23 protein-coding genes and 1 pseudogene are annotated in these 24725 nt (G+C 70.8%); 11 read left to right on the forward strand and 13 right to left on the reverse strand.

The window, feature by feature from the left end:
* Positions 1-20 precede the first annotated feature (20 nt).
* Positions 21-782, forward strand: a complete 762-nt coding sequence (locus ABGB08_RS13515; RefSeq protein ID WP_347589977.1) for a class I SAM-dependent methyltransferase — start codon at positions 21-23, stop codon at positions 780-782.
* Positions 783-785: 3 nt separating this feature from the next.
* Here the strand turns inward: ABGB08_RS13515 and ABGB08_RS13520 are convergent, their stop codons facing one another.
* From ABGB08_RS13520 to ABGB08_RS13560, 9 genes are all read right to left on the reverse strand, one after another.
* A complete protein-coding gene (locus ABGB08_RS13520) occupies positions 786-2177 on the reverse strand; it encodes a HAMP domain-containing sensor histidine kinase (RefSeq protein WP_347589979.1) in 1392 nt (463 codons plus the stop codon).
* A 107-nt stretch (positions 2178-2284) separates the two neighbouring features.
* A complete protein-coding gene (locus ABGB08_RS13525) occupies positions 2285-2509 on the reverse strand; it encodes a hypothetical protein (RefSeq protein WP_347589981.1) in 225 nt (74 codons plus the stop codon).
* 179 nt (positions 2510-2688) lie between these two features.
* The gene (locus tag ABGB08_RS13530) at positions 2689-3837 is read right to left on the reverse strand and encodes a 4-hydroxybenzoate 3-monooxygenase (protein ID WP_347589983.1); all 1149 of its coding nucleotides are present in this window, start codon (positions 3835-3837) and stop codon (positions 2689-2691) included.
* Positions 3837-4949 (reverse strand): 3-oxoadipate enol-lactonase, encoded by a 1113-nt coding sequence (gene pcaD / locus ABGB08_RS13535; protein ID WP_347589985.1) that lies wholly within the window; start codon positions 4947-4949, stop codon positions 3837-3839. Before pcaD ends, ABGB08_RS13530 begins: the two co-directional genes overlap by 1 nt.
* Positions 4942-6294, reverse strand: a complete 1353-nt coding sequence (pcaB, locus tag ABGB08_RS13540) for a 3-carboxy-cis,cis-muconate cycloisomerase (RefSeq protein WP_347589987.1) — start codon at positions 6292-6294, stop codon at positions 4942-4944. The genes pcaD and pcaB overlap by 8 nt, the downstream gene beginning before the upstream one ends.
* Complete coding sequence (pcaG, locus tag ABGB08_RS13545; RefSeq protein ID WP_347589989.1) at positions 6281-6844, reverse strand: protocatechuate 3,4-dioxygenase subunit alpha; 564 nt, start codon at positions 6842-6844, stop codon at positions 6281-6283. Before pcaG ends, pcaB begins: the two co-directional genes overlap by 14 nt.
* A complete protein-coding gene (gene pcaH / locus ABGB08_RS13550) occupies positions 6841-7602 on the reverse strand; it encodes a protocatechuate 3,4-dioxygenase subunit beta (RefSeq protein ID WP_347589991.1) in 762 nt (253 codons plus the stop codon). Before pcaH ends, pcaG begins: the two co-directional genes overlap by 4 nt.
* Positions 7595-8332 (reverse strand): CoA-transferase, encoded by a 738-nt coding sequence (locus ABGB08_RS13555; RefSeq protein WP_347590286.1) that lies wholly within the window; start codon positions 8330-8332, stop codon positions 7595-7597. The genes pcaH and ABGB08_RS13555 overlap by 8 nt, the downstream gene beginning before the upstream one ends.
* Positions 8333-8352: 20 nt before the next feature.
* Positions 8353-9162, reverse strand: a complete 810-nt coding sequence (locus ABGB08_RS13560) for a CoA-transferase (RefSeq protein ID WP_347589993.1) — start codon at positions 9160-9162, stop codon at positions 8353-8355.
* A gap of 81 nt (positions 9163-9243) precedes the next feature.
* Between ABGB08_RS13560 and ABGB08_RS13565 the strand changes: the two genes are divergently transcribed.
* The 7 genes from ABGB08_RS13565 to ABGB08_RS13595 all read left to right on the forward strand — a co-directional run bounded on the left by ABGB08_RS13565 (position 9244) and on the right by ABGB08_RS13595 (position 20255).
* Entirely contained in the window at positions 9244-10833 is a 1590-nt protein-coding gene (locus ABGB08_RS13565; protein ID WP_347589995.1) for an IclR family transcriptional regulator C-terminal domain-containing protein, read from the forward strand.
* 56 nt (positions 10834-10889) lie between these two features.
* Positions 10890-12524: a RecQ family ATP-dependent DNA helicase gene (locus tag ABGB08_RS13570; protein ID WP_347589997.1), complete on the forward strand. Its 1635-nt coding sequence runs from the start codon at positions 10890-10892 to the stop codon at positions 12522-12524.
* Positions 12525-12563: 39 nt separating this feature from the next.
* A complete protein-coding gene (locus ABGB08_RS13575; protein WP_347589999.1) occupies positions 12564-13343 on the forward strand; it encodes an SDR family NAD(P)-dependent oxidoreductase in 780 nt (259 codons plus the stop codon).
* Positions 13340-13915, forward strand: coding sequence for a TetR/AcrR family transcriptional regulator (locus ABGB08_RS13580; protein ID WP_347590001.1), 576 nt, complete (start codon positions 13340-13342; stop codon positions 13913-13915). Before ABGB08_RS13575 ends, ABGB08_RS13580 begins: the two co-directional genes overlap by 4 nt.
* Before the next feature lie 315 nt (positions 13916-14230).
* Positions 14231-16399: a glycosyl hydrolase family 18 protein gene (locus ABGB08_RS13585; protein WP_347590003.1), complete on the forward strand. Its 2169-nt coding sequence runs from the start codon at positions 14231-14233 to the stop codon at positions 16397-16399.
* Between the two features lie 126 nt (positions 16400-16525).
* Positions 16526-18862 carry a Tex family protein gene (locus tag ABGB08_RS13590; RefSeq protein WP_347590005.1) on the forward strand — a complete coding sequence of 779 codons (2337 nt, stop codon included), beginning with the start codon at positions 16526-16528 and terminating at the stop codon, positions 18860-18862.
* A gap of 373 nt (positions 18863-19235) precedes the next feature.
* The gene (locus tag ABGB08_RS13595; RefSeq protein WP_347590007.1) at positions 19236-20255 is read left to right on the forward strand and encodes a DUF2278 family protein; all 1020 of its coding nucleotides are present in this window, start codon (positions 19236-19238) and stop codon (positions 20253-20255) included.
* 8 nt (positions 20256-20263) lie between these two features.
* Here the strand turns inward: ABGB08_RS13595 and ABGB08_RS13600 are convergent, their stop codons facing one another.
* Positions 20264-20518: a helix-turn-helix transcriptional regulator gene (locus tag ABGB08_RS13600; protein WP_155360184.1), complete on the reverse strand. Its 255-nt coding sequence runs from the start codon at positions 20516-20518 to the stop codon at positions 20264-20266.
* Between the two features lie 66 nt (positions 20519-20584).
* Here ABGB08_RS13600 and map point away from each other — a divergent pair, with 66 nt between their 5' ends.
* The 3 genes and pseudogenes from map (at position 20585) to ABGB08_RS13615 (ending at position 22281) form a co-directional block, all read left to right on the forward strand.
* Positions 20585-21355 carry a type I methionyl aminopeptidase gene (gene map, locus ABGB08_RS13605; RefSeq protein WP_347590009.1) on the forward strand — a complete coding sequence of 257 codons (771 nt, stop codon included), beginning with the start codon at positions 20585-20587 and terminating at the stop codon, positions 21353-21355.
* Between the two features lie 109 nt (positions 21356-21464).
* Positions 21465-21677 (forward strand): annotated as a pseudogene (locus ABGB08_RS13610) (TetR/AcrR family transcriptional regulator); the annotation flags it as partial.
* Positions 21670-22281 (forward strand): alpha/beta fold hydrolase, encoded by a 612-nt coding sequence (locus ABGB08_RS13615; protein WP_347590011.1) that lies wholly within the window; start codon positions 21670-21672, stop codon positions 22279-22281. The pseudogene ABGB08_RS13610 and the gene ABGB08_RS13615, both read left to right, overlap by 8 nt.
* A 76-nt stretch (positions 22282-22357) precedes the next feature.
* Here ABGB08_RS13615 and ABGB08_RS13620 read toward each other — a convergent pair whose 3' ends face one another.
* Genes ABGB08_RS13620 through ABGB08_RS13630 form a run of 3 tightly spaced genes read right to left on the reverse strand, consistent with a single transcriptional unit; the run spans position 22358 to position 24720 of the window.
* The gene (locus ABGB08_RS13620; protein WP_347590013.1) at positions 22358-23221 is read right to left on the reverse strand and encodes a PHP domain-containing protein; all 864 of its coding nucleotides are present in this window, start codon (positions 23219-23221) and stop codon (positions 22358-22360) included.
* A 1-nt stretch (position 23222) separates the two neighbouring features.
* Entirely contained in the window at positions 23223-23579 is a 357-nt protein-coding gene (locus ABGB08_RS13625) for a histone-like nucleoid-structuring protein Lsr2 (protein WP_155360188.1), read from the reverse strand.
* Between the two features lie 49 nt (positions 23580-23628).
* Entirely contained in the window at positions 23629-24720 is a 1092-nt protein-coding gene (locus tag ABGB08_RS13630; RefSeq protein WP_347590016.1) for an MBL fold metallo-hydrolase, read from the reverse strand.
* Positions 24721-24725: the final 5 nt, after the last annotated feature.

The raw sequence follows: 24725 nt of genomic DNA on the forward strand, positions 1-24725 counted from the left end.
CAGTGACAAGGGGAGTCGCGATGCTGAGCCACGATCATGCCCACGCCTGGATCGAACGCTGGGACCGCCAGCAGGAGGGCTACCTCCCCGACCGCGAGGAGCGCTTCACCGCGCTCATCGACGCCGTCGAAACCGGACGCCCCGACCCCGTCGTGATCGACCTCGGCTGCGGCCCCGGCTCCCTGAGCGCCCGCCTCCTGAACCGCCTCCCGGACGCGACCGTGATCGCCGTCGACACCGACCCGCTCCTGCTGGCCCTAGGCCGCGCCGAATACGACGGCCTCCCCGGCCTGCGCTTCGTGGATCGGGACCTGCGCGTCCCCGGCTGGACCGAGGCGCTCGGCCTCCCCCGCCCCGCCGATGTGGCCGTCAGCACCACCGCCCTGCACTGGATCCCGGGAGACCAGCTGAAGAACGTCTACGCGGAGCTGGCCGGGGCGCTCCGCCCAGGTGGCATGTTCCTCAACGGCGACCACCTCGCGGTGGCCGACGCCCGGCTGGACGCTCTCGAAGTGGCGCTCGGAACCCGCGCCGCCGAACGCCTGTTCGCCGCGGATCCCCCGGAGGACTGGGCGTCCTGGTGGGCCGCCGTGGCCGCCGATCCCGAACTCGAAGCCCTCAACCTCGACCGCGACCGCCGCAAAGCCTCCGCGGGCCACCACGGCTCGGAATCCGGCCTGCTCTCCACCCACGTGAACGCCCTGCGAGCCGCCGGGTTCACCGAGATCGGCACCCTGTGGCAACGCGGCAACGACCGCCTGCTCTGCGCGCTGCTGCCTTAAGGACTACGTCGCGGGCCCATCGGCCGTGTCCATCAACGGCAGCCGGAGCACGAATCGCGCACCCCGCGGCGTGTCCTCGATCAGCAGAGTTCCGTTGTGCGCCTGCGCGATGTCCCGGGAGATGGCCAGGCCGAGTCCGCTGCCTCCGGGCTCGCGGCGCCGGGCGGCGTCGAGCCTGACGAAGCGTTCGAAGACGCGTTCGCGGTCCTGGGGCGCGATGCCGTCGCCGTCATCGGTCACCGTCACCACCGCCTGGCCGTCCGTACGCTCGGCGGTGACCTCGACTTCGGTGTCGGCGTGCCGCCGGGCGTTGGCCAGGAGGTTGCTCAGGATCCGGATCAGCTGGATGCGGCTGCCCGAGACCTTCACCTCACGGTCGATGTGGACGTGCACCGGCACGCCGTCCGTCAACGTCGCCGTCTCCTGCGCGATCAGGGCGCTGAGGTCGATCGGCTCGTGCGCGGCGGGGTCGTCGGCGCGGAGACGGGACAACACCAGCAGGTCGTCGACGATCGCCACCAGCCGGTCGGTGACCGACAACGCCTTGTGCACGGTTTCGCGGGGGTCTACGTCACCGGGATAGAGGACCGCCTCTTCCAGCTGGGCATGCAGGCCGGCGAGCGGGTTCCTGAGCTCGTGGGACGTGGTGGAGGCGAATCGGCGTTGCAGTTCCACCGACTCCTCCAGGCGGGCCAGCGTCTGGTTGACGGTGAAAGCGAGGCGCGCGAACTCGTCGCACCCCGGCGGCTGCGGCACCCGCAGGCTCAGGTCACTCACCGTGATCTCCGACATTCGCTCCCGGATCGCCTCCACGCGGCTCATCATCCGAGTCGAGAATTGCCAGTTTCCCCACGTGACGAGGGAGGCGACCAGGAGAACTCCGGCGGCGGTGCCGACCTCCAGGCCATGGGAGGCCAGGATGGCCGGTTCGCGCATGCCGACGTACACGAACGAAGGCTCACCCTGCCCAAGCAGGCGGTTGGTCTGCGGGAGGAGCCGGCTGGCGGTGAACAGGATGCACCCGCCTTGCGGGGAGCACGCCGTACCGCCCTGGATCCGGTCGTCGGCCGGGGGCCGCAGCGTGCTCAGGGGCGGCAGGCCCGCCGCCGCCTCGCTGGCGGCGACCACCTGGCCACGGGAGTCGACGAGCTGAAGCAGGTCGACGCTGGCCGGCGTCGTCGACGACGGTATCCTGCCCGGCTCGAAGGACCCGATCCACTCGGTGGAGGCTCGCTGGGTCTCATGGAAAGCGTGATCCCGGACCCTGTCCAGGATCAGGAAGTCAAGGCTGACACCGATCACGGTGAGGAAGACCAACGCCAGCAACCCGACGCCAAGCGTGGTACGCGCCCGAACCGAATGCGGCAGAAACGAGGCCCACCCGCTCCCCAACACAACCCTCCTCCTTGTAAAAGCCCAGGTCAGGATGTTGTCAAGGATAGTCATGGGGAGAGTAACCACACGCCAAGCCACCCATATCAGACCAAACACAGGCCAACGCTTTACCGATGCGCGCCCACCCGATCCCCGTGCGCGAGCACCTGAGGGCGCGGCACGGCGTCTGCGAGAAGATGGTGGGTGCCGTCGGTGACCACGTTGAGGTAGGCGTCCTTGACGTCGGGTACGTGGGACTGGATGGCGCGGATGAACAGCGAGCCGAAGACCGCGACGCCGAGGGAGCCGCCCCGGGTGCGGAAGATGTTGACCGAGATCATGCAGGCGTTCAAGCACATCCTCCCCGCCGGCCTGACCGACGGTCGCGAACCCGATCCCCGATCGCACGAGGGCTACCACTGGCTGTACGTCCTCAACGGCCGCCTACGCGTCGTACTCGGCGACAAAGACTTCATCCTCACGGACGGCGACCGCCCGCCAGCACGACCGGTCCACCCGAGTACGACGGCTGTTAGGGCAGGCCCGCGTAGTTCTCCGCCAGTTCGGCGGCGGCGTGGCGGGAGTCGGCGATGCGGTGGAGCTGGGAGAGCTGGAGGCGGGTGTCGAAGGGGGTCTGGTCGGGGGCGCGGTGGAGGAGGGTTGTCATGAAATAGGAGAAGTGTTCGGCGCGCCAGACGCGGCGGAGGCAGGCGTCGGAGTAGGTGTTGAGGAGGTCGGGGGAGCCGGTGGTGAACCAGTGCTGGAGGGCTCTGGCGAGGGTGACGACGTCGGCGATCGCCAGGTTGAGGCCTTTGGCGCCGGTAGGGGGCACGATGTGGGCGGCGTCTCCGGCCAGGAAGAGGCGGCCGTGGCGCATGGGTTCGGTGACGAAGCTGCGCATGGGGGTGACGGACTTCTGGGTGATCGGGCCGCGCATCAGCTTCCAGTCGGCGTCGATCGCGAAGCGGGCGTCCAGCTCGTCCCAGATGCGGTCGTCGGGCCAGTCGTCGGGGTCGGTGTCGTTGGGGACCTGGAGGTAGAGGCGGCTGACCGTGGGGGAACGCATGCTGTGCAGGGCGAAGCCGCGGTCGGAGTGGGCGTAGATGAGTTCCTCGCAGGACGGGGGGACGTCGGCGAGGATGCCCAGCCAGGAGTAGGGGTAGTCCCGTTCGTACACGCGGGCGCCGGGGATCGCGGCGCGGGAGATGCCGTGGAAGCCGTCGCAGCCGACGACGAAGTCGAAGCCCAGTTTCTCCTCGACGCCGTCGCGGACGAAGGTGAGCATGTCGTCCTCGATGGAGATCGCCTCGGCTTCGAAGAGCAGCGGGCCGCCCTCGGCGAGCTGGAGCGCGACCAGGTCCTTCACGATCTCGGTCTGGGCGTAGATCATCACGCTGCGGCCGCCGGTCAGGGCCGGGAAGTCGAGGTGGTGGCTCTGGCGGTCGAAGCGCAGTTCGATACCGTGGTGGACCAGGCCCTCGCGGTCCAGCCGCCCGGCGGCCCCGCAGGCGCGGAGCGCGTCGACCGTGCCCTGTTCCAGCATGCCGGCCCGCTGGCGATGTTCCACGTACGCGCGATCCCGGTGTTCCAGGACGATCGAGTCGATTCCGGCGTTGTGCAGCATCCTGGCCAGCAGCAGCCCGGCCGGACCGGCTCCGACGATGGCGACGGTGGCGAACATCAGGTCCTCCCAAGGGTGCGCTGCGCGACGGCGAAGGCGGCGTTGGCCGCGGGCACGCCGCAGTAGACGGCGGTCTGCAGCAGGACTTCCTTGATCTCGTCCGGGGTGAGGCCGTTGCGGAGCGCGGCGCGCACGTGCATGGCCAGCTCGTCCAGGTGGCCGCCCGCGACCAGCGCGGTGAGCGTGACGCAGCTGCGGGTGCGCCGATCCAGGCCCGGGCGGGTCCAGATCTCGCCCCAGGCGTAGCGGGTGATGAAGTCCTGGAAGTCGGCGGTGAAGTCGGTGGTGCCGGCGATGGCCCGGTCCACGTGCTCATCGCCGAGTACGGCCCGCCGCACGCTCATCCCATCCGGCGCGGGCAGGTGGCTGCGCAGGGCGGCCAGCACGGGTTCCGGGCGTTCGACGCCGGCCAGGTGGGCGGCGTGGGCGATCTCCACCAGGGTGGCGCCGGGGATGCCGTCGGCGAGTTCGCGGGCGACGGCGGGCGGGGTGGCGGGGTCCTCCCGCCCGGCGACGATCAGGGTGGGCGCGGTGATCCTGGTCAGCTCCGCGCGCAGATCGTAGCCGGAGAGGGCGTCGCAGCAGGCCGCGTAGCCCTCGGGGTCGGCGGCGGCCAGATCGGCGGCCAACCGCTGGGCCGCAGGTGTGCGCGCTCCCGCCGCCGTGAACCACCGGCCGAGCGCCACCTCCACGAGCGGAGCCGTCCCCTGGGTACGGACGAGGGCTGCCCGCTCCCGCCAGCCGTCCGGTTCCCCGAATCGAGCGGCCGAGCACACCATGGCCAGCGATTCGACCCGATCCGGGTGACGCACCGCCAGCCAGGCTCCGATCGCTCCGCCAAGGGAGATCCCCGCGTAGTGGAATCGTCCGGCACCGAGCGAGTCCGCCAGGTCGAGCACTCTCCCCGCGAGTTCGTCCATCGACGAGAGCGCTTCGACCGGAGATCCCCCGTGCCCGGGAAGGTCGAAACGGACGATGGTGAAATGGCGTGCCAGCGCGGGGACCTGCGGCTCCCACACGGCCAGCGAAGTCCCGAGTGAAGGACCGAGCATCAGGACCGGAGCATCGGCGGGACCGTCGATTCGATGATTGAGCACCGCCCGGTCAGACATCGTGATCGCCCGCGGGTCGCCGGGTGAGCGCCCGGTCCGTCAAGGCCGGGGCCGAACCGAGATAGGTGGCCGGGTCGCAGAGTTCGTCCAGGTCGGTGATGTTCAGGTCGCCCGGGGCGAGCTCCCCGAGGATGGCCTGCCGGAGGGTGACGCCCTCGGCGATGACCCGGCGGGAGGCGCGTTCCATGAGGGCGCGGGCCTCGCGGCGGCCCAGTGTGGGGGTCAGGGCGGCGCTGAGGCGTTCGGCGACGAGCATGCCGCGGGTCAGGTCGAGATTGACGCGCATGCGGGCGGGGTCCACCCGGAGGCCCTCCGCGAGGGTGGCGGCGTGGGCGGCCGAGCCTCCGGCGTGGCGGAGCAGGTCGCGCAGCGGGGACCATTCGGCGTGCCAGGCCCCGGAGGGGCGTTCGTCCTCGGCGGCGAGCGAGCCGTACAGGATGGCGAGGAGGGACGGCGTGGTGCGGGCGGCGGCGGCGATCAGGGTCGCGCCGACGGGGTTGCTCTTGTGCGGCAGCGCCGAGGAGCCGCCGCCGGCGCCTTCGGCCACTTCGGCGATCTCGGTCCTGGACAGGACCAGGACGTCCCCGGCCATCTTGCCGAGCGCCCCGGCGGTGAACGCGAGCGCGGAGCCGAGATCCACGACGGGGGTGCGCAGCGTGTGCCAGGGCAGCCTCGGCTCGGCCAGGCCGAGTTCCCTGGCGAATCCGGCGAGCAGCCGCCGCTCGTCCACGCGGGGGATGAACGCCTCGAACGCGGCCATCGTCCCGGCGGCCCCGCCCAGCTGGGCGGGGAGGACCACGGCGGTCAGGCGGTCGCGGGCGTCCAGCACCAGATCCCGCCAGCCCGCCGCCTTCAGCCCGAAGGTGGTCGGCACGGCGTGCTGGGTCAGGGTACGGCCCGCCATCGGCGTGTCCCGATGGGCGGCCGCGAGGCGGGCCAGCGCGACGGCCACCCGATCGAGGTCGGCGGTGATCGTGTCGCGGACGCGTTCGGCCACCAGCATGAACGCGGTGTCCATGATGTCCTGGCTTGTCGCCCCCAGGTGGGCGTCGGGCGCGCGCTGGGTGAGGGCTTTGACTAGGGGAATCACTGGATTTCCGCCGGATCTCGCGAGCAGCGCGAGGGTCCGCGTGCCCTCCCGGGCCAGCGCGTCGGCGGCCGCCATGACGTCCTTGACCGCGCCCTCCGGGATCAGCCCCTCCGCCGCCTGGGCCCGGGCCAGGGCGACCTCCGCGTCCAGCAGGGCGCGCAGGAAGGCGAGGTCGCCGGTGGCGGCCTCCGCCGGGGAGCCCGCCCAGATCGGAGCGATAAGTCCGGCGTCAGGCGAAAAATCATCGGAATTCAAGAAAGACCGTCTCCCGATCACCTTGGAGGTGAATGTCGATACGGTGTGCGCCGCCGGGTTCCGCCACGGCCACCAGGGTGGCGCGGCGGCCGGGTTCGAGCGAGGCCAGCAGCGGGTCGGCCGTGCTGTCCTCAAAATAGATCCGGGTGTACAGATGCCGCAGCAACCCGCGCGCGAACACGCACACCGAAATATACGGAACCCGCCCGGGCCCGGTGGCTCCCGGCGGAAACGTCCGTATCGCCCAGTGCCCGTCGGCGTCGGTCGCCACCCGGGCGAAGCCGGTGAACCGCACGCCGTCCCGCCCGGGGAACGACCCGTCCACGTGATCGCGCCGCATCGAGCCGGGCTGGCCGTCGAGCCCGCCGGAGGGATCGGCCTGCCAGAACTCCAGGAGCGCGTCCGGCACGGGATCCCCCGCGCCGTCGTACACGAAACCGCGTATCACCACGGCGTCCGGGTGCCCGGCCGGGGCCAGGTCTCCCCCGCCCGCCTGCGGCAACGCGTACCCGAAGAAGGGACCCACCGTCTGCGAGGGCGTCGGCTTCATCGGCCTTCCTCCATCCACGTCGCCGCAGGGCCGTCGAGCACGATGTCCCACCGGTATCCGAGGGACAATTCCGGAATGGACAGATCATGATCGTACGTGGCGATCATGCGCTGCCGGGCGGCCTCGCTGGGCACCGAGTTGAAAATCGGGTCGTAGCGGAAGAGCGGGTCGTTGGGGAAGTACATCTGGGTGACCAGCCGCTGGGCGAAAGCCGTACCGAATATGGAGAAGTGGATGTGGGCGGGCCGCCACGCGTTGAGGTGGTTGCGCCAGGGGTAGGCGCCGGGCTTGATGGTGGTGAAGGAGTAGCGGCCCTCGTCGTCGGTGAGGCAGCGGCCGGTGCCGGTGAAGTTGGGGTCCAGGGGGGCGGGGTGCTGGTCGCGGTGGTGGGCGTAGCGGCCGGCGGCGTTGGCCTGCCAGACCTCCACCAGCTGGCGGCGCACCGGCCTGCCGTCGCGGTCGAGGACCCGGCCGGTGAGGGTGATGCGCTCGCCGAGCGGCTCGCCCAGGCCGTGGCGGGTGAGGTCGCGGTCGAGCTCGGTCACGTCGGTGACGCCGAAGACCGGGCCGCGGAGTTCGGTGTCGGCCTGCTCGGTGAGGATCAGCGGCTGGTGCGGGTGGCGGAGCACGGTGCTGCGGTAGGGCTTGTAGTCGCGCAAGGGGTGCTCGGGCTCCGGCTCACCCCCGGCGACCGCCTTCGCCACGGCGGTGCTGATATCGGCGATCTCGCGGTCGATATCGGCCTGGGTGTCAGGCATCTGAGGCTCCTCGATCGGATAGTTCACGGAGTGCGGCGAGTTCCATGGAGGTCGGCGGCCCAGTCACGCCGACGTCGGGCGCGACGCGGAGTTTCCAGCCGGTGGCGTCGCACACCTGCTCCACCGACACGCCCGGATGCAGTTCGGTCAGGACGAGCTCGGCCGTGTCCGGGTCGGGCCGCAGCACGCCGAGGTCGGTGATGACCGCGACGGGGCCCGCGCCGGGCAGGCCGAGCCTGGCGCGATCCCCCGGCCCTGAGCCGTGGCCGACGGTGGTGACGAAGTCCAGCCGTTCGACCAGGTTGCGGCGCGAGTGGCGCAGCACCATCAGGACCTTCCCGCAACTGGCCGCGATCTCCGGGGCTCCCCCGGCGCCGGGCAGGCGGCCCTCGGGACGGCCGGGGCCCCGGTCGATCACGGTGGTGTTGATGTTGGCGTAACGGTCGACCTGGGCGGCGCCGAGGAAGCCGACGTCGATGCGCCCGGCCTGGAGCCAGTAGTTGAAGATCTCCGGGACCGAGACGACCGCGTCGGCGGTGTCGGCCAGCTCGCCGTCGCCGATGGACAGCGGCAGCCGGGACGGCTTGGAGCCGAGCGTGCCGGACTCGTAGATCAGTACGAGGCCGGGCTCGATGGTCCGGCGGGCCAGGTTGGCGGCGGCGCTGGGCAGGCCGATGCCGACGAAGCAGGTGCGCGCCCCGGCCAGCGCGCGGGCCGCGTTGACGGTCATCAGCTCGTCGGAGGTCCAGCTCACGCCGCCTCCAGGACGTGCGCGCGCATCCAGGCCAGGAAGGTGTCCCGATCCCTGGAGATGGGATCCCAGGCCTGGTAGAAGTCGTTGTCGCGGACGGTGTATCCCGCTGTGTACGACGGGTGCGCGCCGTTCGGGGCGACCGCGATCGCGTGCACCGACCAGGACGGCAGCACGACCGCGCCGGGCCGGGGATCGAGCGCGTCCACGACCTCCTCGACCGTCACCAGCACCCGCTCGGCGGCCAGCGCGGCCTCCTTCTGCACCCCGACCAGCCCCCACAGCTGCACGTTCCCGGCCCGGTCGGCCCGCTGCGCGTGGATCACGGTCACGTCGGGGTTGACGGCGGCCACGGCCGCCAGTTCCTCCCCGGTGAACGGGCAGCGCACGGTCGAGATGGTCGGCGAGCGGCCCGGCAGGTCGCTGCCGCGATAGCCGCGCAGCACCGCGAACGGCAGCCTCGACGCCCCGGCGACGTAGCGGTTGGCCATCCCGGCGTGGCTGTGCTCGTCGAGTTCGAGCGGCCGCGGCCAGCCGTTCTCGACCGCGTCGCGGAAGCGATGCAGCGAGCCGACGCCCGGGTTGCCGCCCCAGGAGAAGACCAGCTTGCGGGCCGCGCCCATGCCGATCAGCTGGTCGTAGATCACGTCGGGGGTCATCCGGACCAGGGTCAGGTCGGTGACGCCCTGCCGGATCACCTCGTGCGCGGCGGCGAACGGGATCAGATGCGTGAACCCCTCCATCGCCACCGTGTCCCCGGGGCGGACGAGGGCGGCGACCGCCTCCCGCAAGCTCAGGATTTCCGCCATGTCCCCTTCTGTTCGCCTGATGAACTAATGTTCATAATTGATGACCGACAGGAGTCTCCCCCTGGGACAGGACACATGTCAATGACGCACGAGGGCCGGGTCGGCCCGCTGGAGCGCGGGCTGGCGGTCCTGCGGGCCATGTCCGAGATGGCCGACATGGCGGATGTGGACGCCATCCGGCCCAGTGATCTGACCCGCCGTACCGGCCTGGCCCGCTCGACGGTGGACCGGGTGCTGGCGACCCTGGTCCGGCTGGGTTACGTCCGGGAGTCCGATCGGTCGGTACGGCTCGCGCCGCGCCTGATGGAGCTGGGCAACGCGTACCTGGCCGGAAGCGGCATCCCGGAGGCGCTGGAGCCGCTGGCCGAACGCCTGGCCGACGAGTTCGACGAGTCGGTCTCGGTGGCGGTGCCGGACGGGGCCGGGGTGCGGTTCGTGACGCAGATCACCCGGCGGCGGACCATGTCGCTGGCGTTCCGGATCGGCGACCTGCTTCCGGCGGAACGCTGCGCTCCCGGCGCCCTGTTCGCGGCGGGCTGGACGGCCGGGGACTGGGCGCGCTGGCGGTGTGCGGGCGGCCTGGCCATGGCTGTGCCGCGCGATCCGGGCGCCGAGGACGACTTCCGCCGCCGGGCGCGGGCGGCGGGGGACGGCTGGGCGGAGGACGATCAGCTCATCGAGCCGGGCCTGATCGCGGTCGCGGTTCCGGTGCGGGACGGGCGCGGGCGGCCGGTGTGCGCGATCAGCGTGGTGAGTCACACCAGCAGGCACTCGATCGGCTCGCTGGCCGGGCACGTGCTGCCGCGGTTGCGGGCGGAGACGCCCGTCCTCGATCACCGCCCTGCCGAGGCGCGGCCGCACGCTGGGGCGGCCGACTCGTCCAGGCGGGTGAAGGAGGAGGTGGGGGCGGAGTTCCTGCAGTCGCTGGCGCGCGGGCTCGGAGTGCTGGCGAGCCTGGGGCGGGCGCGCGGCGGCCTGACCTTGTCGGAGGTGGCCGAGGCCACCGGGCTGCCCCGGGCCACCGCGCGGCGGGCGCTGCTCACGCTGGCCGATCTGGGGTACGCCGGGCAGGAGGGGAGGCGGTTCGCGGCGCGGCCCCGGGTGCTGGAGCTGGGCTACGCGCGGCTGTCGTCGATGGGGTTCGGCGAGGTGGTCCTGCCCCATCTGGCGGGGTTGATGGAGCAGGTACGCGAATCGGTGTCGATGGCCGTCCTGGACGGCACCGATATCCGGTATGTCGCCCGGGTTCCGGCTTATCGGATTATGAGTGTTGATATCACGGTTGGGAGTCGTCTTCCGGCGTATGCGACGTCCATGGGGCGGGTTTTGCTCGCCGATCTCAGTTCTGGCGAGCAGGCCGGTTTGCTCGCGCGGACTCCCCCGCGGCCGCTTACCCGGCGGAGCCGTACCGACCTGGACGCGGTGCTGGCCGAGGTGGCCGCCCGAGGGTACGCGCTGGTGGATGAGGAGCTGGAGGAAGGGCTGCGTTCGCTCGCCGTACCGGTGCGTGACGCCGGTGGCCGGGTGATCGCGGCGATCAATGTGGCCGCCCACGTCGCCCGCGGGACCCCGGAGAGCACGCGCGCGGCGCTGCTCCCCGCCCTCAGCGCGACCGCGGCCCGGATCGAGGCCGATCTGGCGGTCATGCGGTCAGCTTTCCGCCTGCCGTGATATTCGCGTTTTAAGGTCACGTCGCGGGTAATGTCCGGCCACCAGATGGAGGTCGTATGGGCGTGTGGGCGAGGCTGGCCGGGCGGTTCGGGTCACGAGGGCGGCGGTTACGGAAGGTGTCCCGCAAGCGGTTCGGGTGGCGGGAGCTGCGGCCCGGGCAGCAGGAGGCCATGGAGCAGGTGCTGGGCGGGCGGGATGTGCTGCTGGTGATGCCCACCGGGGGTGGGAAGTCGGCGGTTTACCAGGTGCCGGCCCTGCTGCTGGACGGGCCTACGGTGGTGGTCTCGCCGCTCATCGCGCTGCAGCGGGATCAGGTGGCGAGCCTGCTGAAGGCCGACGCGGGCGGGGCGGTGGCGGTCAATTCGACCTCGCCGGTGGCGGCGGGTCTTGATCTGGTCACGGCCGGGCGGGCCGAGTTCGTGTTCCTCTCCCCCGAGCAGCTGGCCAAGCCCGAGGTGGTGGCCCGGCTCGCCAAGGTGAAACCATCCCTGATCGCCGTGGACGAGGCGCACTGCGTCTCCTCCTGGGGGCACGACTTCCGCCCGGACTATCTCCGCCTGGGGAAGGCGATCGAACTGCTCGGCCACCCTCCCGTGGTGGCGCTCACGGCCACGGCGGCGCCGAACGTGCGCGAGGAGATCATCCGATCGTTGGGGCTGAAACGGCCTAAGGAGATCGTCCGGGGGTTCGATCGGCCCAACATCCACCTGGCGGTCCGGCGCTTCGCGAAGGACGGCGACAAACGCAAGGCGCTGATCGAGCACGCCGCGACGCGGGAGGGCCTGGGGCTGGTGTACGTGGCCAGCCGCCGTGAGGCCGAGGAGTACGCCGGGGCGATCGCCGCACTCGGGCGGCGGGCGGAGCCGTACCACGCGGGGATGCGGTCGGCCGAGCGGACGCGCGTGCACGAGTTGTTCTCGGCGGGTGCGGTCGACACCGTGGTGGCCACCTCGGCTTTCGGCATGGGAATCGACCGCCACGATGTGCGGTATGTGCTGCACGCCAGTCCGCCCGAGTCGCCCGACGCGTACTACCAGGAGATCGGCCGGGCGGGGCGGGACGGCGACGCCGCGTCGGCCGTGCTGTTCTACCGCCCGGAGGATCTCGGGCTGCGCCGGTTCCTGACCGGCGGCCGCGTCGACGCCGACCTGCTGCTCCGGGTCGCCACCCTGGTACGGGAACACGGCGGCACCGTCCCCGCCGGCGAACTGCGCGCCCTGCTCGACATCGGCGCCTCCCGGCTGACGGCCCTGGTCAACCTGCTCGAACGGGTGAACGCCCTTACGGTCACCGCCTCCGGCGATCTCCGCCACGTCCCAGGCGGTCCGCCGCCAAAGCGGGCCGCCGCCGAAGCGGCCCGGCTCGATGAGACCCGGCACCGCGTGGACGAGTCCAGGATCGACATGATGCGCGGCTACGCGGAGACGACCGGCTGCCGCCGCCGGTTCCTGCTGGGCTACTTCGGCGAGCCGTACCAGGGGGGCTGCGGTCACTGCGACACCTGCCGGGACGATCTGCGGCCCGAACCCGGCGCGGGTCCTTTTCCGGTGCACGCCAAGGTCCAGCACGTGCGCTGGGGTCGTGGCGTGGTGCTGAGCCGCGAGCACGACCGGATCGTCGTGCTGTTCGACTCGGTCGGATACAAGACCCTCGCGCTGGCGGCAGTCGACGGGGTATTGACCTTAATTTAGAGACTTGCTCTAGAGATTTGCTCTAAATATGCTGCCGGCATGACTGTGGTGGTGACCGGGGGCAACCGGGGGATCGGATACGCGGTGTGCGAGCGGCTGTCGCGGGCCGGGGAGCGGGTGGTGCTGGTCTCCCGGGACCGGGAACGCGGCGCGGCGGCGATCCGGGCGCTGCCCGGGGAGGTGGATCTGGTCGTGGGCGACCTCACCACGTTCGCGGGAGTCCGGATCGCGGCCGAGGAGCTGCGCCGGATCTGTCCCAGGATCGAGGTGCTGGTGCACAACGCGGGCCTGTGGCCGAGCCGCCGGGTGCTCACCGCCGACGGCGTGGAGGAGTCGTTCGCGGTCAACCACCTCGCGCCGTTCCTGCTCAACCACCTGCTGGAGGACCTCCTGGCCCGGGTGGTGCAGGTCAGCGCGGGCCTGTACGCCAAAGGCAAGGCAGACCCCGCCCGCACCCCGCAAGGCCTGGACTTCCACCCGATCCGCACCTACGCGGACACCAAGCTCTGCAACGTGCTCATGCTCCCGCTGTTCGCCAGGCGATGGGAGGATGCCGGGGTGACGATCGACGCCGTGCACCCGGGGGTGATCCGGACAGGTCTGGGCGACCGGGGCGGCCCGGTCGGTCTGCTGCTCAAAGTGGCCAAGCGGTTCTGGCTGACTCCTGAGCAGGGCGCGGAGCCGGTCGTACGGCTCGCGCTCGAGGACAAGGGCACCGGCCGGTTCTTCAACGTGAACCAGGAGATCCCGATCGAGCTGGACGAGGACCTCGCCAGGCGGGTCTGGGCGCAGGCCGCCGCGCTCACCGGGGCCGGATGAGGCAGCGCAGGAGCGAGGAGACCGTCCGGCGACTGCTGGACACGGCCCTGATCGCGTTCACGGAGGGTGATTTCACCCTGCGCGGGGTGATCACCCGCAGCGGCGTCAGTGTGGGCAGCCTTTACCACCATTTCGGCAGCTTCGACGGGCTCGCGGCGGCGCTGTACACCGAATGCATGGCCCTGCTGCTGGACGCGCTGATCGACGCCCTGGAGCGCACCCGCACGCCGCGGACGGGAGTGCGCGCGATCGTCCGCGCGTACCTGGCCTTCGCCGGGACCAGCCCGGCGCGCGCCCGTTTCATCCACGCCGCCCCCAACACGGCCGGGCACTCCGCCGTGATCGCCGAGCGCAAAGCGCCGCAGATCGACCGCCTGATCGCCTGGCTGCGCCCGCACATCGCCGCCGGAACCGTGGCCGACCTGCCGATTCCGCTGATCGAGATGCTGCTGATCGGGCCGCTCGCCGAGGTGACCCGGCGCTGGCTGGCGGGGGTGCCGGGCATCGATCTGGCCGAGGCCGCCCGGGTGCTGCCCGAGCCCATCTGGCGCTCGCTCCAGGCTGGTTATTGACGACGAAACGGCAGGCGGGTTACGTTCGCTCCAATTAAAAGGAAAGCTTCCTAATAGTTTCCTTGGAACCCGCAGCTAGGAACCGTGCGTCATGCAGCGATCGCCGCCCGCCCAGGAACATGCCCGCTGAGCGTTTCCCCCGGAGTGCCCGTCCGAGCCCGGTCGGCCGCGCACACGCGTCCCGTCGACATCCCGATCCCCCCATGGACGTGGAGCAGCACAGATATGAGATCCAGGACCGTTTACACCCTGTTACTGGCAGTGGGGGCACTGCTTCTTCCTCTTCTCCTCTCCCCAAACGCCGCGTTCGGCGCGGTGACCGTACCGCTGCGGGCCAACGCCAACGGCGGGGCCTTCACCGACGGCGGCGGCAACGCCTGGCTCGCCGACAAGGCGTACACCAGCGGCACCTGGGGGTATGAGACCTCCTACGGCTCCGGCTCGACCGGCAGCGCCATCGGGGGCACCACCGACGACGCCCTCTACCAGAACTATCAGCTGTTCAACGGCTGGGGCGGCTACAAGTTCGACGTCGCCAACGGCACGTACACGGTCACCCTGAAGATGGTCGAGGACTGGGCCAACGCCGCCGGGCAGCGCAAGTTCGACATCCGGATCGAGAACACGGTGGTGGCCACCGGCTTCGACGTGTTCGCCTCCTGCGGGGCGTTGAACGCCTGCGACCGGACGTACAACACGACGGTCAGCGACGGCCAGCTGAACGTGCAGTTCAACATGAACGGCGGGGCCAACTACGCGACCGTGTCGGCGATCGCGGTGACCGGCGGCGGCGGTGGCGGCGACACGACCGCACCCTCCGTGCCCGGCAACCTGCGCACCACCGGTGTGACCAGCAACAGCGTCTCGCTGGCCTGGAACGCCTCCACCGACAACGTGGGCGTCACCGGATACCTGATCTACCGTGGCGGCACGCTCGTCACCACGGTGACCGGGACGACCTACACCGACACCGGACGGGCGGCCAACACCAGCTACACCTACCAGGTACGGGCGCGCGACGCGGCCAACAACCAGTCCGGCCTGAGCAACTCGGTGACCGCGACCACCACCGGTGGCGGGGGCGACACGACCGCGCCGTCCGTACCCGGCAACCTGCGCAGCACCGGTGTGACCAGCAACAGCGTCTCGCTGGCCTGGAACGCCTCCACCGACAACGTGGGCGTCACCGGATACCTGATCTACCGTGGCGGCACGCTCGTCACCACGGTGACCGGGACGACCTACACCGACACCGGACGGGCGGCCAACACCAGCTACACCTACCAGGTACGGGCGCGCGACGCGGCCAACAACCAGTCCGGCCTGAGCAACTCGGTGACCGCGACCACCACCGGTGGCGGGGGTGGCGGCAAGAAGCTGCTCGGCTACTTCGTGCAGTGGGGCGTCTACCAGCGCGCTTACCACGTCAAGAACATCGTCACCAGCGGCTCGGCGGCCAAGCTGACCCACATCAACTACGCCTTCGGCAACGTGACCAACGGTCAGTGCGTCCTCGGCGACACCTACGCCGACTACGACCGGTTCTACAGCGCGGCCGAGAGCGTGGACGGCGTCGCCGACACCTGGGACGCGGGCGCGCTGCGCGGCAGCTTCAACCAGCTGCGCAAGCTGAAGGCGCAGTACCCGAACATCAAGATCCTCTTCTCGTTCGGCGGCTGGACCTGGTCCGGCGGCTTCGGCCAGGCCGCGGCCAACCCGACCGCCTTCGCCAACTCCTGCTACAACCTGGTGGAGGACCCGCGCTGGGCGGACGTCTTCGACGGCATCGACATCGACTGGGAGTACCCGAACGCCTGCGGCCTGTCCTGTGACACCAGCGGCTTCGCGTCCTTCCGCAACGTGATGCAGGCGCTGCGCAACCGGTTCGGCTCCGGCAACCTGGTCACCGCCGCGATCACCGCCGACGGCACCAACGGCGGCAAGATCGACGCGGCCGACTACGGCGGCGCCGCCCAGTACCTCGACTGGTACAACGTCATGACCTACGACTACTTCGGCGCCTTCGCCCCGCAGGGCCCGACCGCTCCGCACTCGCCGCTGACGTCCTACACGGGCATCCCGCAGGCGGGCTTCTACTCCGACGCGGCCATCCAGAAGCTGAAGAGCAAGGGCATTCCGTCCAGCAAGCTGCTCCTCGGCATCGGTTTCTACGGCCGCGGCTGGACCGGCGTCACCCAGGCCACTCCGGGTGGTACGGCCACCGGCCCGGCGCCCGGCACGTACGAGGCGGGCAACGAGGACTACAAGGTCCTCAAGAACACCTGCCCGCCCACCGGGACGATCGCCGGCACGTCGTACGCGAAGTGCGGCAGCAACTGGTGGAGCTACGACACGCCGGGCACCATCGGCGGCAAGATGACCTACTCCAAGGATCAGGGACTCGGCGGCGCGTTCTTCTGGGAACTCACCGGCGACACCTCCAACGGCGAACTGATCACGGCCATGAAGAACGGCCTGGCCTGACCGCGACCCGGGCGAACCTCTGATCGCCCATACCTGGCCCGCCGGAGAACCCCCTCTCCGGCGGGCCTTCCGCTCGTTGTCCACAGGGAGGCGGCGAGGGCGTGCGGGGTCGGGCAGAATAGCCGGGTGACGACTTCGATCAACCAGCGGATCGCCGAGGAGCTCGGTGTGCGGGAGCGGCAGGTGGCCGCGGCCGTGGAGCTGCTCGATGGCGGGGCGACCGTGCCGTTCATCGCGCGGTATCGCAAGGAAGCGACCGAGATGCTCGACGACGCGCAGTTGCGGTCGCTGGAGGAGCGGCTGCGCTATCTGCGGGAGCTGGAGGAGCGCCGGAGCGCGATCCTGGAGTCGATCCGGTCGCAGGGCAAGCTGGACGACGCGCTGGAAGCGCAGATCATGGCGGCCGACTCCAAGGCGCGGCTGGAGGACATCTACCTGCCCTACAAGCCGAAGCGGCGGACCAAGGCGCAGATCGCGCGGGAGGCCGGTCTTGAGCCGCTGGCCGACCAGCTGCTCGGGGATCCGACCCTGGATCCGGCGGCCACCGCGGCCGCCTATGTCGGGGAGGCGGTGGCCGACGCGGCGGCCGCCCTCGAAGGGGCGCGGGCCATTCTCATCGAGCGGTTCGGGGAGGACGCGGACCTGATCGGCGAGCTGCGCGAGAGCATGTGGTCGCGCGGGCGGCTGCTGGCGCAGGTCAAGGAGGGCAAGGAGGAAGCCGGCGCCAAGTTCTCGGACTACTTCGCGTTCGGCGAGCCGTTCACCAAGCTGCCCTCGCATCGCATCCTGGCCATGTTCCGGGGTGAGAAGGAGGAGATCCTCTCGCTGACCCTGGAGCCGGAGGAGCCGCAGGAGGGGCCGAGCACGTTCGAGCGGCGGATCGCGCGGCGGTTCGGGATCGCGGACCAGGGCCGGGCGGGGGATCGCTGGCTGGTGGACACGGTGCGGTGGGCCTGGCGGACGCGGGTGCTCGTGCATCTGGGGATCGACCTGCGGACGCGGCTGTGGCAGGCGGCCGAGGAGGAGGCCGTGCGGGTGTTCGCGGCCAACCTGCGCGACCTGCTGCTGGCCGCTCCGGCGGGGACCCGGCCGACGATGGGGCTCGACCCCGGGTTGCGTACGGGGGTGAAGGTGGCCGTGGTCGACGCGACCGGCAAGGTGGTCGAGACCGCGACGATCTACCCGCACGAGCCGCGGCGGCAGTGGGACCAGTCGATCGCCGTGCTCGGGGCGCTCGCGCGCAAGCACTCGGTCGAGCTGATCGCGATCGGCAACGGGACCGCGTCGCGGGAGACCGACAAGCTCGCGGGCGACCTGCTGAAGCTGATGCCCGGCCTGACGAAGATCGTGGTGTCGGAGGCGGGGGCTTCGGTCTATTCGGCTTCTTCGTACGCTTCGCAGGAGTTGCCCGAGCTGGACGTGTCGCTGCGGGGCGCGGTGTCGATCGCGCGGCGGCTGCAGGATCCGCTGGCCGAGCTGGTGAAGATCGATCCCAAGTCGATCGGCGTGGGGCAGTATCAGCACGACCTGTCGGAGCTGAAGTTGTCGCGGTCGCTGGACGCGGTGGTGGAGGACTGCGTGAACGCGGTCGGCGTGGACGTGAACACGGCCTCCGCTCCCCTGCTGACGCGGGTGTCCGGGATCGGGTCCGGGCTGGCCGAGAACATCGTGCTGCACCGGGACGCCAACGGCCCGTTCCGGTCGCGGCGGGCGTTGAAGGACGTGGCCCGGCTGGGGCCCAAGGCCTTCGAGCAGTGCGCGGGCTTCCTGCGCATCCCCGGCGGAGACGATCCGCTCGACGCCTCCAGCGTGCACCCGGAGGCGTATCCGGTGGTGCGCCGGATCCTGGCGGGCGGCGACCTCAAATCCCTGATCGGCGACAGCGCCAAACTCAGGAAACTCAACCCCGCCGACTTCGTCGACGACACCTTCGGCCTCCCGACGGTGACCGACATCCTCAAGGAACTCGAAAAGCCCGGCCGCGACCCTCGCCCCGCCTTCAAGACGGCCACCTTCAAGGACGGCATCGACAAGATCAGCGACCTCAAGCCCGGCCTGATCCTGGAAGGCGTCGTCACCAACGTCGCCGCCTTCGGCGCGTTCGTGGACGTCGGCGTCCACCAGGACGGCTTGGTCCACGTCTCGGCCATGTCATCAAATTTCGTGAAGGATCCGCGCGATGTGGTGAAACCGGGCGACATCGTCCGGGTCAAGGTGCTCGACGTGGACATCCCCCGCAAACGCATCTCCCTGACATTGCGCCTGGAGGACGACGCGGCGAAATCCGTGCCGTCCCCGCGCGGCGAACCTCGCCAGGGCAAAGCGGGCGGCAAACAGCAGGGCGGCGGCCAATCCCGCCAGAACCGCGGCGGCTCCGGCCGCGACTCCGGCTCCGGCGGCGGCTCCATGGCCGAAGCCCTCCGCCGCGCGGGCCTCAACGACCCGGGCCGACGAAACCGCTGAAATCCAGGACCTGCCTGCTGTCCGCGATGCCGAAGCTCGCGGTCGTGGGCCAACGTGAAACAGCCCCGGCGGGCGGCAGAGGTGCCCACCCGCCGGGACGCCGGTATCAGTGCGCCGCGAATCCGAATCGTCGCTGGTTCGCGTTCTCGCCAGAGGCCTCCACGGTGATCCTCGCCCGGCGCGATAGGACGTGATGACTTGCCCGAGGTGCACGGCTGGGTCAAGCGCGCGTGCGTGACCATCGTTGAGGTTATTCTCTGAGCGGCGGAAGCGAGTTCCGGCCCGGGGGGATCGACGTCGCGGCCGGATGCCCCACGCTTTCGATTTCATGCGCGATTCGGTTTGGAGCCGGGTCCTGGCTCCCCTGTGCTGATTGGACTTCATCCCAATGCCGTTGCGCTCCTACGGTGTACTCGCCGGTCGTCCGGTGGATCGGCGTCGTGAAGGAACCACCGACACTCCGCACTACCAGATCCATCTGCGGGATAACGCGGGCACCGACTACCGGGCCGCGGTCAACGTGCAGTCGCAGCAGGCGCCCTCCGAGCTGCTGTATCTCGCTGACGAGAACTTCACCCATCCCCTGACCGGGCTGCTGCCCGCCGCCGGGAGCGGATGGACGGCGCTGGCGTCCAGCCCGGGGCAGGGAGCGCTGGACTATATCCGGGGCAACCTGTTCGATCCCGCACTCATGCGCGCCCTGCCGCCTGAGCTGCCCGGAAGCGACAACGACCTCGCCGACAAGCTCGACCACTACGTCCAGCGCGCCATCAATGACGCCGCGGCGGGGGTGTACGTCTTCGGCGAACGATGGGGGCCGGAAGCGTCCACTCGCGACAAGGTCTTCGGCTTCCTGCCGGGCAACGGGGTGCACGACGTGCACATGAACCAGGGCAACAGCGAGCGTTTCCGCCGGGACGACGGCGTCTGGCAGGACGGCGGACTCCTCATCCACCTCCCCGGCGAGGACCGATGGATCGCGATCTTCCTGGCCTTCCAGTCCCAGGCCTGGCACACCGACGACACCACCGGTCACACCATCGGCACCGCCCCGGCCCGGCCTGCCCCGGGAGACCTGCCGTTGCGGATCGTCGCCGCGCTGGTCAACCCCGTCGGCCCCGCCCCGGAAGCGGAGACCGTCACCCTCCTCAACGCCTCACCCGGACCGACCAGCCTCGCCGGCTGGCACCTCGCCGACCAGGCCAAACGCACCCTTCCCCTGGCGGGCTCCCTCGGACCCGGCGAGACTCTCCGCCTCCCGGTGACAGCCGGTCTACAACTCGGCAACAACGGCGGAGCCATCACCTTGCTCGACCCCGCCGGTCTCAAGGTTCACGGCGTCTCGTACACCAAAGAACAAGCCGGACGCGAAGGATGGACGCTCACCTTCTAAAGCGCGGTTCAGGCGGCGTGTTGTTCCGCGCATGCCTGGGCGAGGACGTCCAGGGAGATGCCCAGGGCCTGGCCTAGGGCGGCGATGGTGAAGAAGGCCGGGGTGGGGACGCGGCCTGTCTCGATTTTGCGGAGGGTTTCCGGGGAGAGGCCCGCGGCAGCCGCGACCTCCGGCATGCTGCGCTCCCCCCTGGCTTCACGCAGGAGGCGGCCCAGGCGGTGGCCGCGTTCGTGGTCCAGTTCGGAGAGCGAAGGTCGCACCATGCACGCATCCTAGCAACCGTGATAACAATACCGGTATAACTATTGGAGGAACCGGTAGGAGGAATCATGGTCGAGATCAAGACGAGTGGCGAGCTGGACGCCATGCGGGAGGCGGGGCGGGTCGTCGGGCGCGCGCTGGCCGCCATGAAGGCCGCGGTCGCCCCGGGCGTACGGCTGACGGAACTGAACGAGATCGCCGTCACGATCCTGGCGGAGAGCAAGGCCACATCGGCGTTCCTGCGCTACAAGCCGGACTTCGCGCCGACCCCATTCCCGGCCGTGATCTGCGCGTCGGTGAACGACGTGATCGTGCACGGCATCCCGGACCGCTACCGGGTCCGCGAGGGCGATCTGCTGACCATCGACTTCGGGGCGTACCTGGACGGCTGGGCGGGCGACGCCGCGTTCAGCACCCTGGTCGGCGAGGTGGCCTCCGGCCAGGACCAGCGCCTGATCGACGTGGCCTGGGAGGCGATGGAGGCGGCGCTGAAGATGGCCGTCCCCGGCAACCGGCTGGGCGACATCGAACACGCCATCGGCCAGGTGGGCCGCGCCGCCGGATACGGCATCCCCGACGGCTTCGGCGGCCACGGCATCGGCCGCCACATGCACGAGCCCCCGTTCGTCCACAACGAGGGCCGCCCGCGCCGCGGCCTGGTCCTGCGCCCGGGCCTCACCCTGGCCCTCGAGCCGATGTTCCTGTCCGGCGGCTCCGACCACTACTACACCGCCGGCGACGGCTGGGCCCTGCGCAGCTCGGACGGCACCCGCGCCGTCCACATCGAGCACACGATCGCCATCACCGACGACGGCCCCCGGATCCTCACCCTTCCCTGATGGGAGACCCTCCCCCGAACGCGTCCACCGTCACTGGATCGCGCATGACCACCTATCGGGACGCGGTAGCGTCGGTGCGGAACCTGGAGGAACTGGCGGAGGTCGAGGCCGGGTGATCGGGGGTTCCGCGCTCGCGAAACCGCTGCCGCCGCGCGACCTGGCGTACGCGGCGATCACTTTCTACCTGGGGGTCAACCTGTTCACCCACTTGGACGCCGACCGGTCCCGGACCGAGGCGCTGTTCAGCCTGGCCGCCCGGGTGGCGCCGCGAGCCCGGCTGCTGACCCTGTGGCTGCCGCGCCGGGGCGGCCGCGATGCGTGAGCCCGTCGTCCACGTCATCCCCGCCCATGGCGCGGTCAAAGCGGTGGCCCTGGTGTTGCACGGCGGGCAGGAGGTCGGGCGCACGGCGACCAGCGCGCGGCAGCTCGCGGTGCTCCGGATGATCCCGTTCGCCTGGGCGCTGACCCGGGCGGGCGCCGACCGCGGCCTGGCCGTCTGGCGGGCGCGCTACCGGGTGCGCGGCTGGAACGGCCCCGACGCCTCGCCGGTGACCGACATCACCGAGGTGCTGGCCAAGCTGCGGCGGGCGCACGACGTGCCCGTCATCCTGGTCGGCCACTCCATGGGCGGCCGTACGGCTCTGCGCGTGGCCGGCGACCCGAACGTGGTCGGCGTGGCCGCGCTGGCTCCCTGGGTGCCGGAGGGGGAACCCGTCGCCCAGCTGGCAGGCCGCCGCGTACTCCTCGTGCACGGATCGGCCGACCGGACCACGAAGCCCGGCGAGACGCACGCCTACGCCCGGCGCGCCCGCGAGGTCGCCACCGAGGTCCAGATGGTGGACATTCCAGGCGAAGGCCACGGGATGCTCCGCCAGCCTAGGCTCTGGCACCGCCTGACCAACGAATTCGCCCTGTCCCTGTTCTGAAGGCGGGCTCGGCGAGAGAGCCGTAACCGGTAGGTGTGCCGCCGCGCTCACCAGGCGACGTTCGTCGAACGGGCGCTCAGGCGGGTTCGCTGAGGGAGCCGGTGATCGGGGTGCGGGCCGCGGCGCTCGCGAGAAGGCGCTCGTACTGCTCCGGGCTGGTCGTCTCGCAGCCGAGGCGGTGGCCGGTCAGGTCGCCGTGGTCGTCGCTGGCGCCGGTGACGATCAGATCCAGGTCGGCGGCGAGGGCGCGGAGTTCGGCGCGGGCCTCGGGGGTGTGGTCGCGATGGTCGATCTCGATTCCGGCCAGACCGGCGGCGGCCAGCTCGGCGATCCAGTCGGCGGGCACGGTGCGGCCGCGCTTGGCGGAGCGGGGGTGCGCGAGGACCGCCGCTCCCCCGGCGGCGAGCGTGAGCCGTACCGCCCGAACGGGGTCGAGGGCGTAGCGGGAAACGTGGGCGCGCCCGCCCGAGCCGATCCAGGCGGGGGTGAACGCCTCCGCGACGGTCGCGACGGCGCCGACCGCCAGCATGGCGCGGGCGATGTGCGGGCGGCCGATCACGCCGCCGGCGGCGATGGCCGCGACCATGTCGAGCGTGATCGGCACGCCGAGCTCGGCGATCCTGGCCACCATGGCGGCGGCCCGGTCGTCGCGGGCGGCCCGGATCAGCTCCAGTTCGGCCGCCAGCTCGGGATGGCCGGGATCGAACAGGTAGGCCAGCATGTGGATGCTCATCCCGTCCCGGCGGCACGACAGCTCCATGCCGGGAACCAGGGTCAGCCCGTCGGGCAGGGCCTCGATCGCCTCCGGGTGGCCGGCGACGCCGTCGTGGTCAGTGAGGGCCAGGACGTCAAGACCGGCCGCGCGGGCACGGCGGACCACCTCGGCGGGACTCTCCGTCCCGTCCGAGGCGGTGCTGTGGGCGTGCAGATCGATCCGCACGTCAGTCGTCCCCGGGCTCCGGGTGCGCCGCGAGGAACTTGTCGATCACCTCATCCGGGGGCGTGCCCCGGGCGGGCACGTCGATGCCCTGCTCCCGGGCCCACGCCCGGACATCGCTGTTGGTGTGCCCGCGCAGCCGCTGCGGCTCGGCCGCCTTCCGCGCCCTGGTCGCCTGCTTGACCTCGCGGCCCCGCTCCAGCGCCAGTTCGATCAGGCTGACCGCCTCGGCCAGCCGCGCGCTGTTCGCCTCCGACAGATCGATCGCGAACGTGCGCTGCAGGAGCTGGAACTCCCGCCGGACCACATCCTCGCCTTCGGACTGATCGAGATCATCAATCAGGATGACCTTCTCCGCCACGCGCTCTCCCCCTACCAGACGTCATGTGCCCGGCAATCGTACTGGGGTTCTACGAGATCGATTGCCACCAGCCGTCCACCAGCGGCGGCTGATCCACCGCGACGCGCTCTCCGGGTTTGGGTACGGCCAGCCGTACCCCCCTGGCCTTGGCCTCGCGCCAGAGCCGGTCGACCGGCTCGCCCCAGGGGTGAAAGGCCAGGACGAACGTGCACCAGTGCACCGGGATCAGCAGTTTCGCCCGCAGGTCGAGATGGGCGGCGATGGCCTCTTCCGGAGTCATGTGAATGTCGGGCCAGCTCGGGCTGTACGCGCCGATCTGGATGAGCGCGAGATCGAACGGGCCGTGCTTCTCGCCGAGGTCGGCGTAGCCCGGGAAATAGCCGGAGTCACCGGTGTAGAAGACGCGGCGGGTCGCGCCGGAGATCACCCAGGAGCCCCAGAGGGTGCCGTTGCGGCGGAGCCCGCGGCCGGAGAAGTGCCGGGCCTCGGTGACGGTGAGGTGCAGGCCCGCGATGGTGACCGACTCGTTCCAGTCGAGTTCGACGATCCGGAATGGCGGCACGCCCCAGCGCTCCAGGTGGGCGCCGACGCCGAGCGGGACCAGAAAGGGGGCGGACTGCAGGCCGACCAGGGCGCGGATGGTCTGCATGTCGAGGTGGTCGTAGTGGTCGTGGGAGATCACGATCGCGTCCACCTGGGGCAGGGTGTCGAGGCGGGCCGGGGGCTCGTGCAGGCGGCGCGGCCCGAGATGCGCGGCCGGGGAGCAGCGATCGCTCCACATCGGGTCGAACAGGACCCGGCGGCCCTCGATTTCGATCAGGGTGGACGCGTGGCCGTACCAGATGGCGTCAAGGCTGCTCAGGGGCTTGACGGAGGGGGTCACCAGCGGGATCGGGCCGTGCGGTTTGCGCTGTTCGCGGCCTTCCATGAGGTCGCGCATGATCGGCTTGGTCTCGCCGGCGGGCGGCACCGTCGTCGGGTCCGAGTTCCGGAACGCCGTACCGTCGAATTGGGGCGAACGACGCACCCGTTCGGCCCGTTCCCCGGCGGGTTTCGCGCCCAGCGCGGCGGGAATGTCCCGCATCGCCCAGGCGGCCCCCGCCGCCACCAATCCCGCTGCCAACCACCCCGATTTGCGCATACCAA

This window comes from Acrocarpospora sp. B8E8 (assembly GCF_039871605.1).
Lineage (GTDB): Bacteria > Actinomycetota > Actinomycetes > Streptosporangiales > Streptosporangiaceae > Acrocarpospora > Acrocarpospora macrocephala.

What these genes read in the sequence shown, in the direction of transcription:
- ABGB08_RS13515 (WP_347589977.1), top strand. Translation starts at nt 21, where the DNA reads ATGCTGAGCCACGATCATGCCCACGCCTGGATCGAACGCTGGGACCGC.
- ABGB08_RS13530 (WP_347589983.1), bottom strand. Translation starts at nt 3,837, where the DNA reads ATGTTCGCCACCGTCGCCATCGTCGGAGCCGGTCCGGCCGGGCTGCTG.
- pcaD (WP_347589985.1), bottom strand. Translation starts at nt 4,949, where the DNA reads ATGTCTGACCGGGCGGTGCTCAATCATCGAATCGACGGTCCCGCCGAT.
- pcaG (WP_347589989.1), bottom strand. Translation starts at nt 6,844, where the DNA reads ATGAAGCCGACGCCCTCGCAGACGGTGGGTCCCTTCTTCGGGTACGCG.
- pcaH (WP_347589991.1), bottom strand. Translation starts at nt 7,602, where the DNA reads ATGCCTGACACCCAGGCCGATATCGACCGCGAGATCGCCGATATCAGC.
- ABGB08_RS13555 (WP_347590286.1), bottom strand. Translation starts at nt 8,332, where the DNA reads ATGACCGTCAACGCGGCCCGCGCGCTGGCCGGGGCGCGCACCTGCTTC.
- ABGB08_RS13560 (WP_347589993.1), bottom strand. Translation starts at nt 9,162, where the DNA reads ATGGCGGAAATCCTGAGCTTGCGGGAGGCGGTCGCCGCCCTCGTCCGC.
- ABGB08_RS13565 (WP_347589995.1), top strand. Translation starts at nt 9,244, where the DNA reads ATGACGCACGAGGGCCGGGTCGGCCCGCTGGAGCGCGGGCTGGCGGTC.
- ABGB08_RS13570 (WP_347589997.1), top strand. Translation starts at nt 10,890, where the DNA reads ATGGGCGTGTGGGCGAGGCTGGCCGGGCGGTTCGGGTCACGAGGGCGG.
- ABGB08_RS13575 (WP_347589999.1), top strand. Translation starts at nt 12,564, where the DNA reads ATGACTGTGGTGGTGACCGGGGGCAACCGGGGGATCGGATACGCGGTG.
- ABGB08_RS13580 (WP_347590001.1), top strand. Translation starts at nt 13,340, where the DNA reads ATGAGGCAGCGCAGGAGCGAGGAGACCGTCCGGCGACTGCTGGACACG.
- ABGB08_RS13600 (WP_155360184.1), bottom strand. Translation starts at nt 20,518, where the DNA reads ATGGTGCGACCTTCGCTCTCCGAACTGGACCACGAACGCGGCCACCGC.
- map (WP_347590009.1), top strand. Translation starts at nt 20,585, where the DNA reads ATGGTCGAGATCAAGACGAGTGGCGAGCTGGACGCCATGCGGGAGGCG.
- ABGB08_RS13615 (WP_347590011.1), top strand. Translation starts at nt 21,670, where the DNA reads ATGCGTGAGCCCGTCGTCCACGTCATCCCCGCCCATGGCGCGGTCAAA.
- ABGB08_RS13630 (WP_347590016.1), bottom strand. Translation starts at nt 24,720, where the DNA reads ATGCGCAAATCGGGGTGGTTGGCAGCGGGATTGGTGGCGGCGGGGGCC.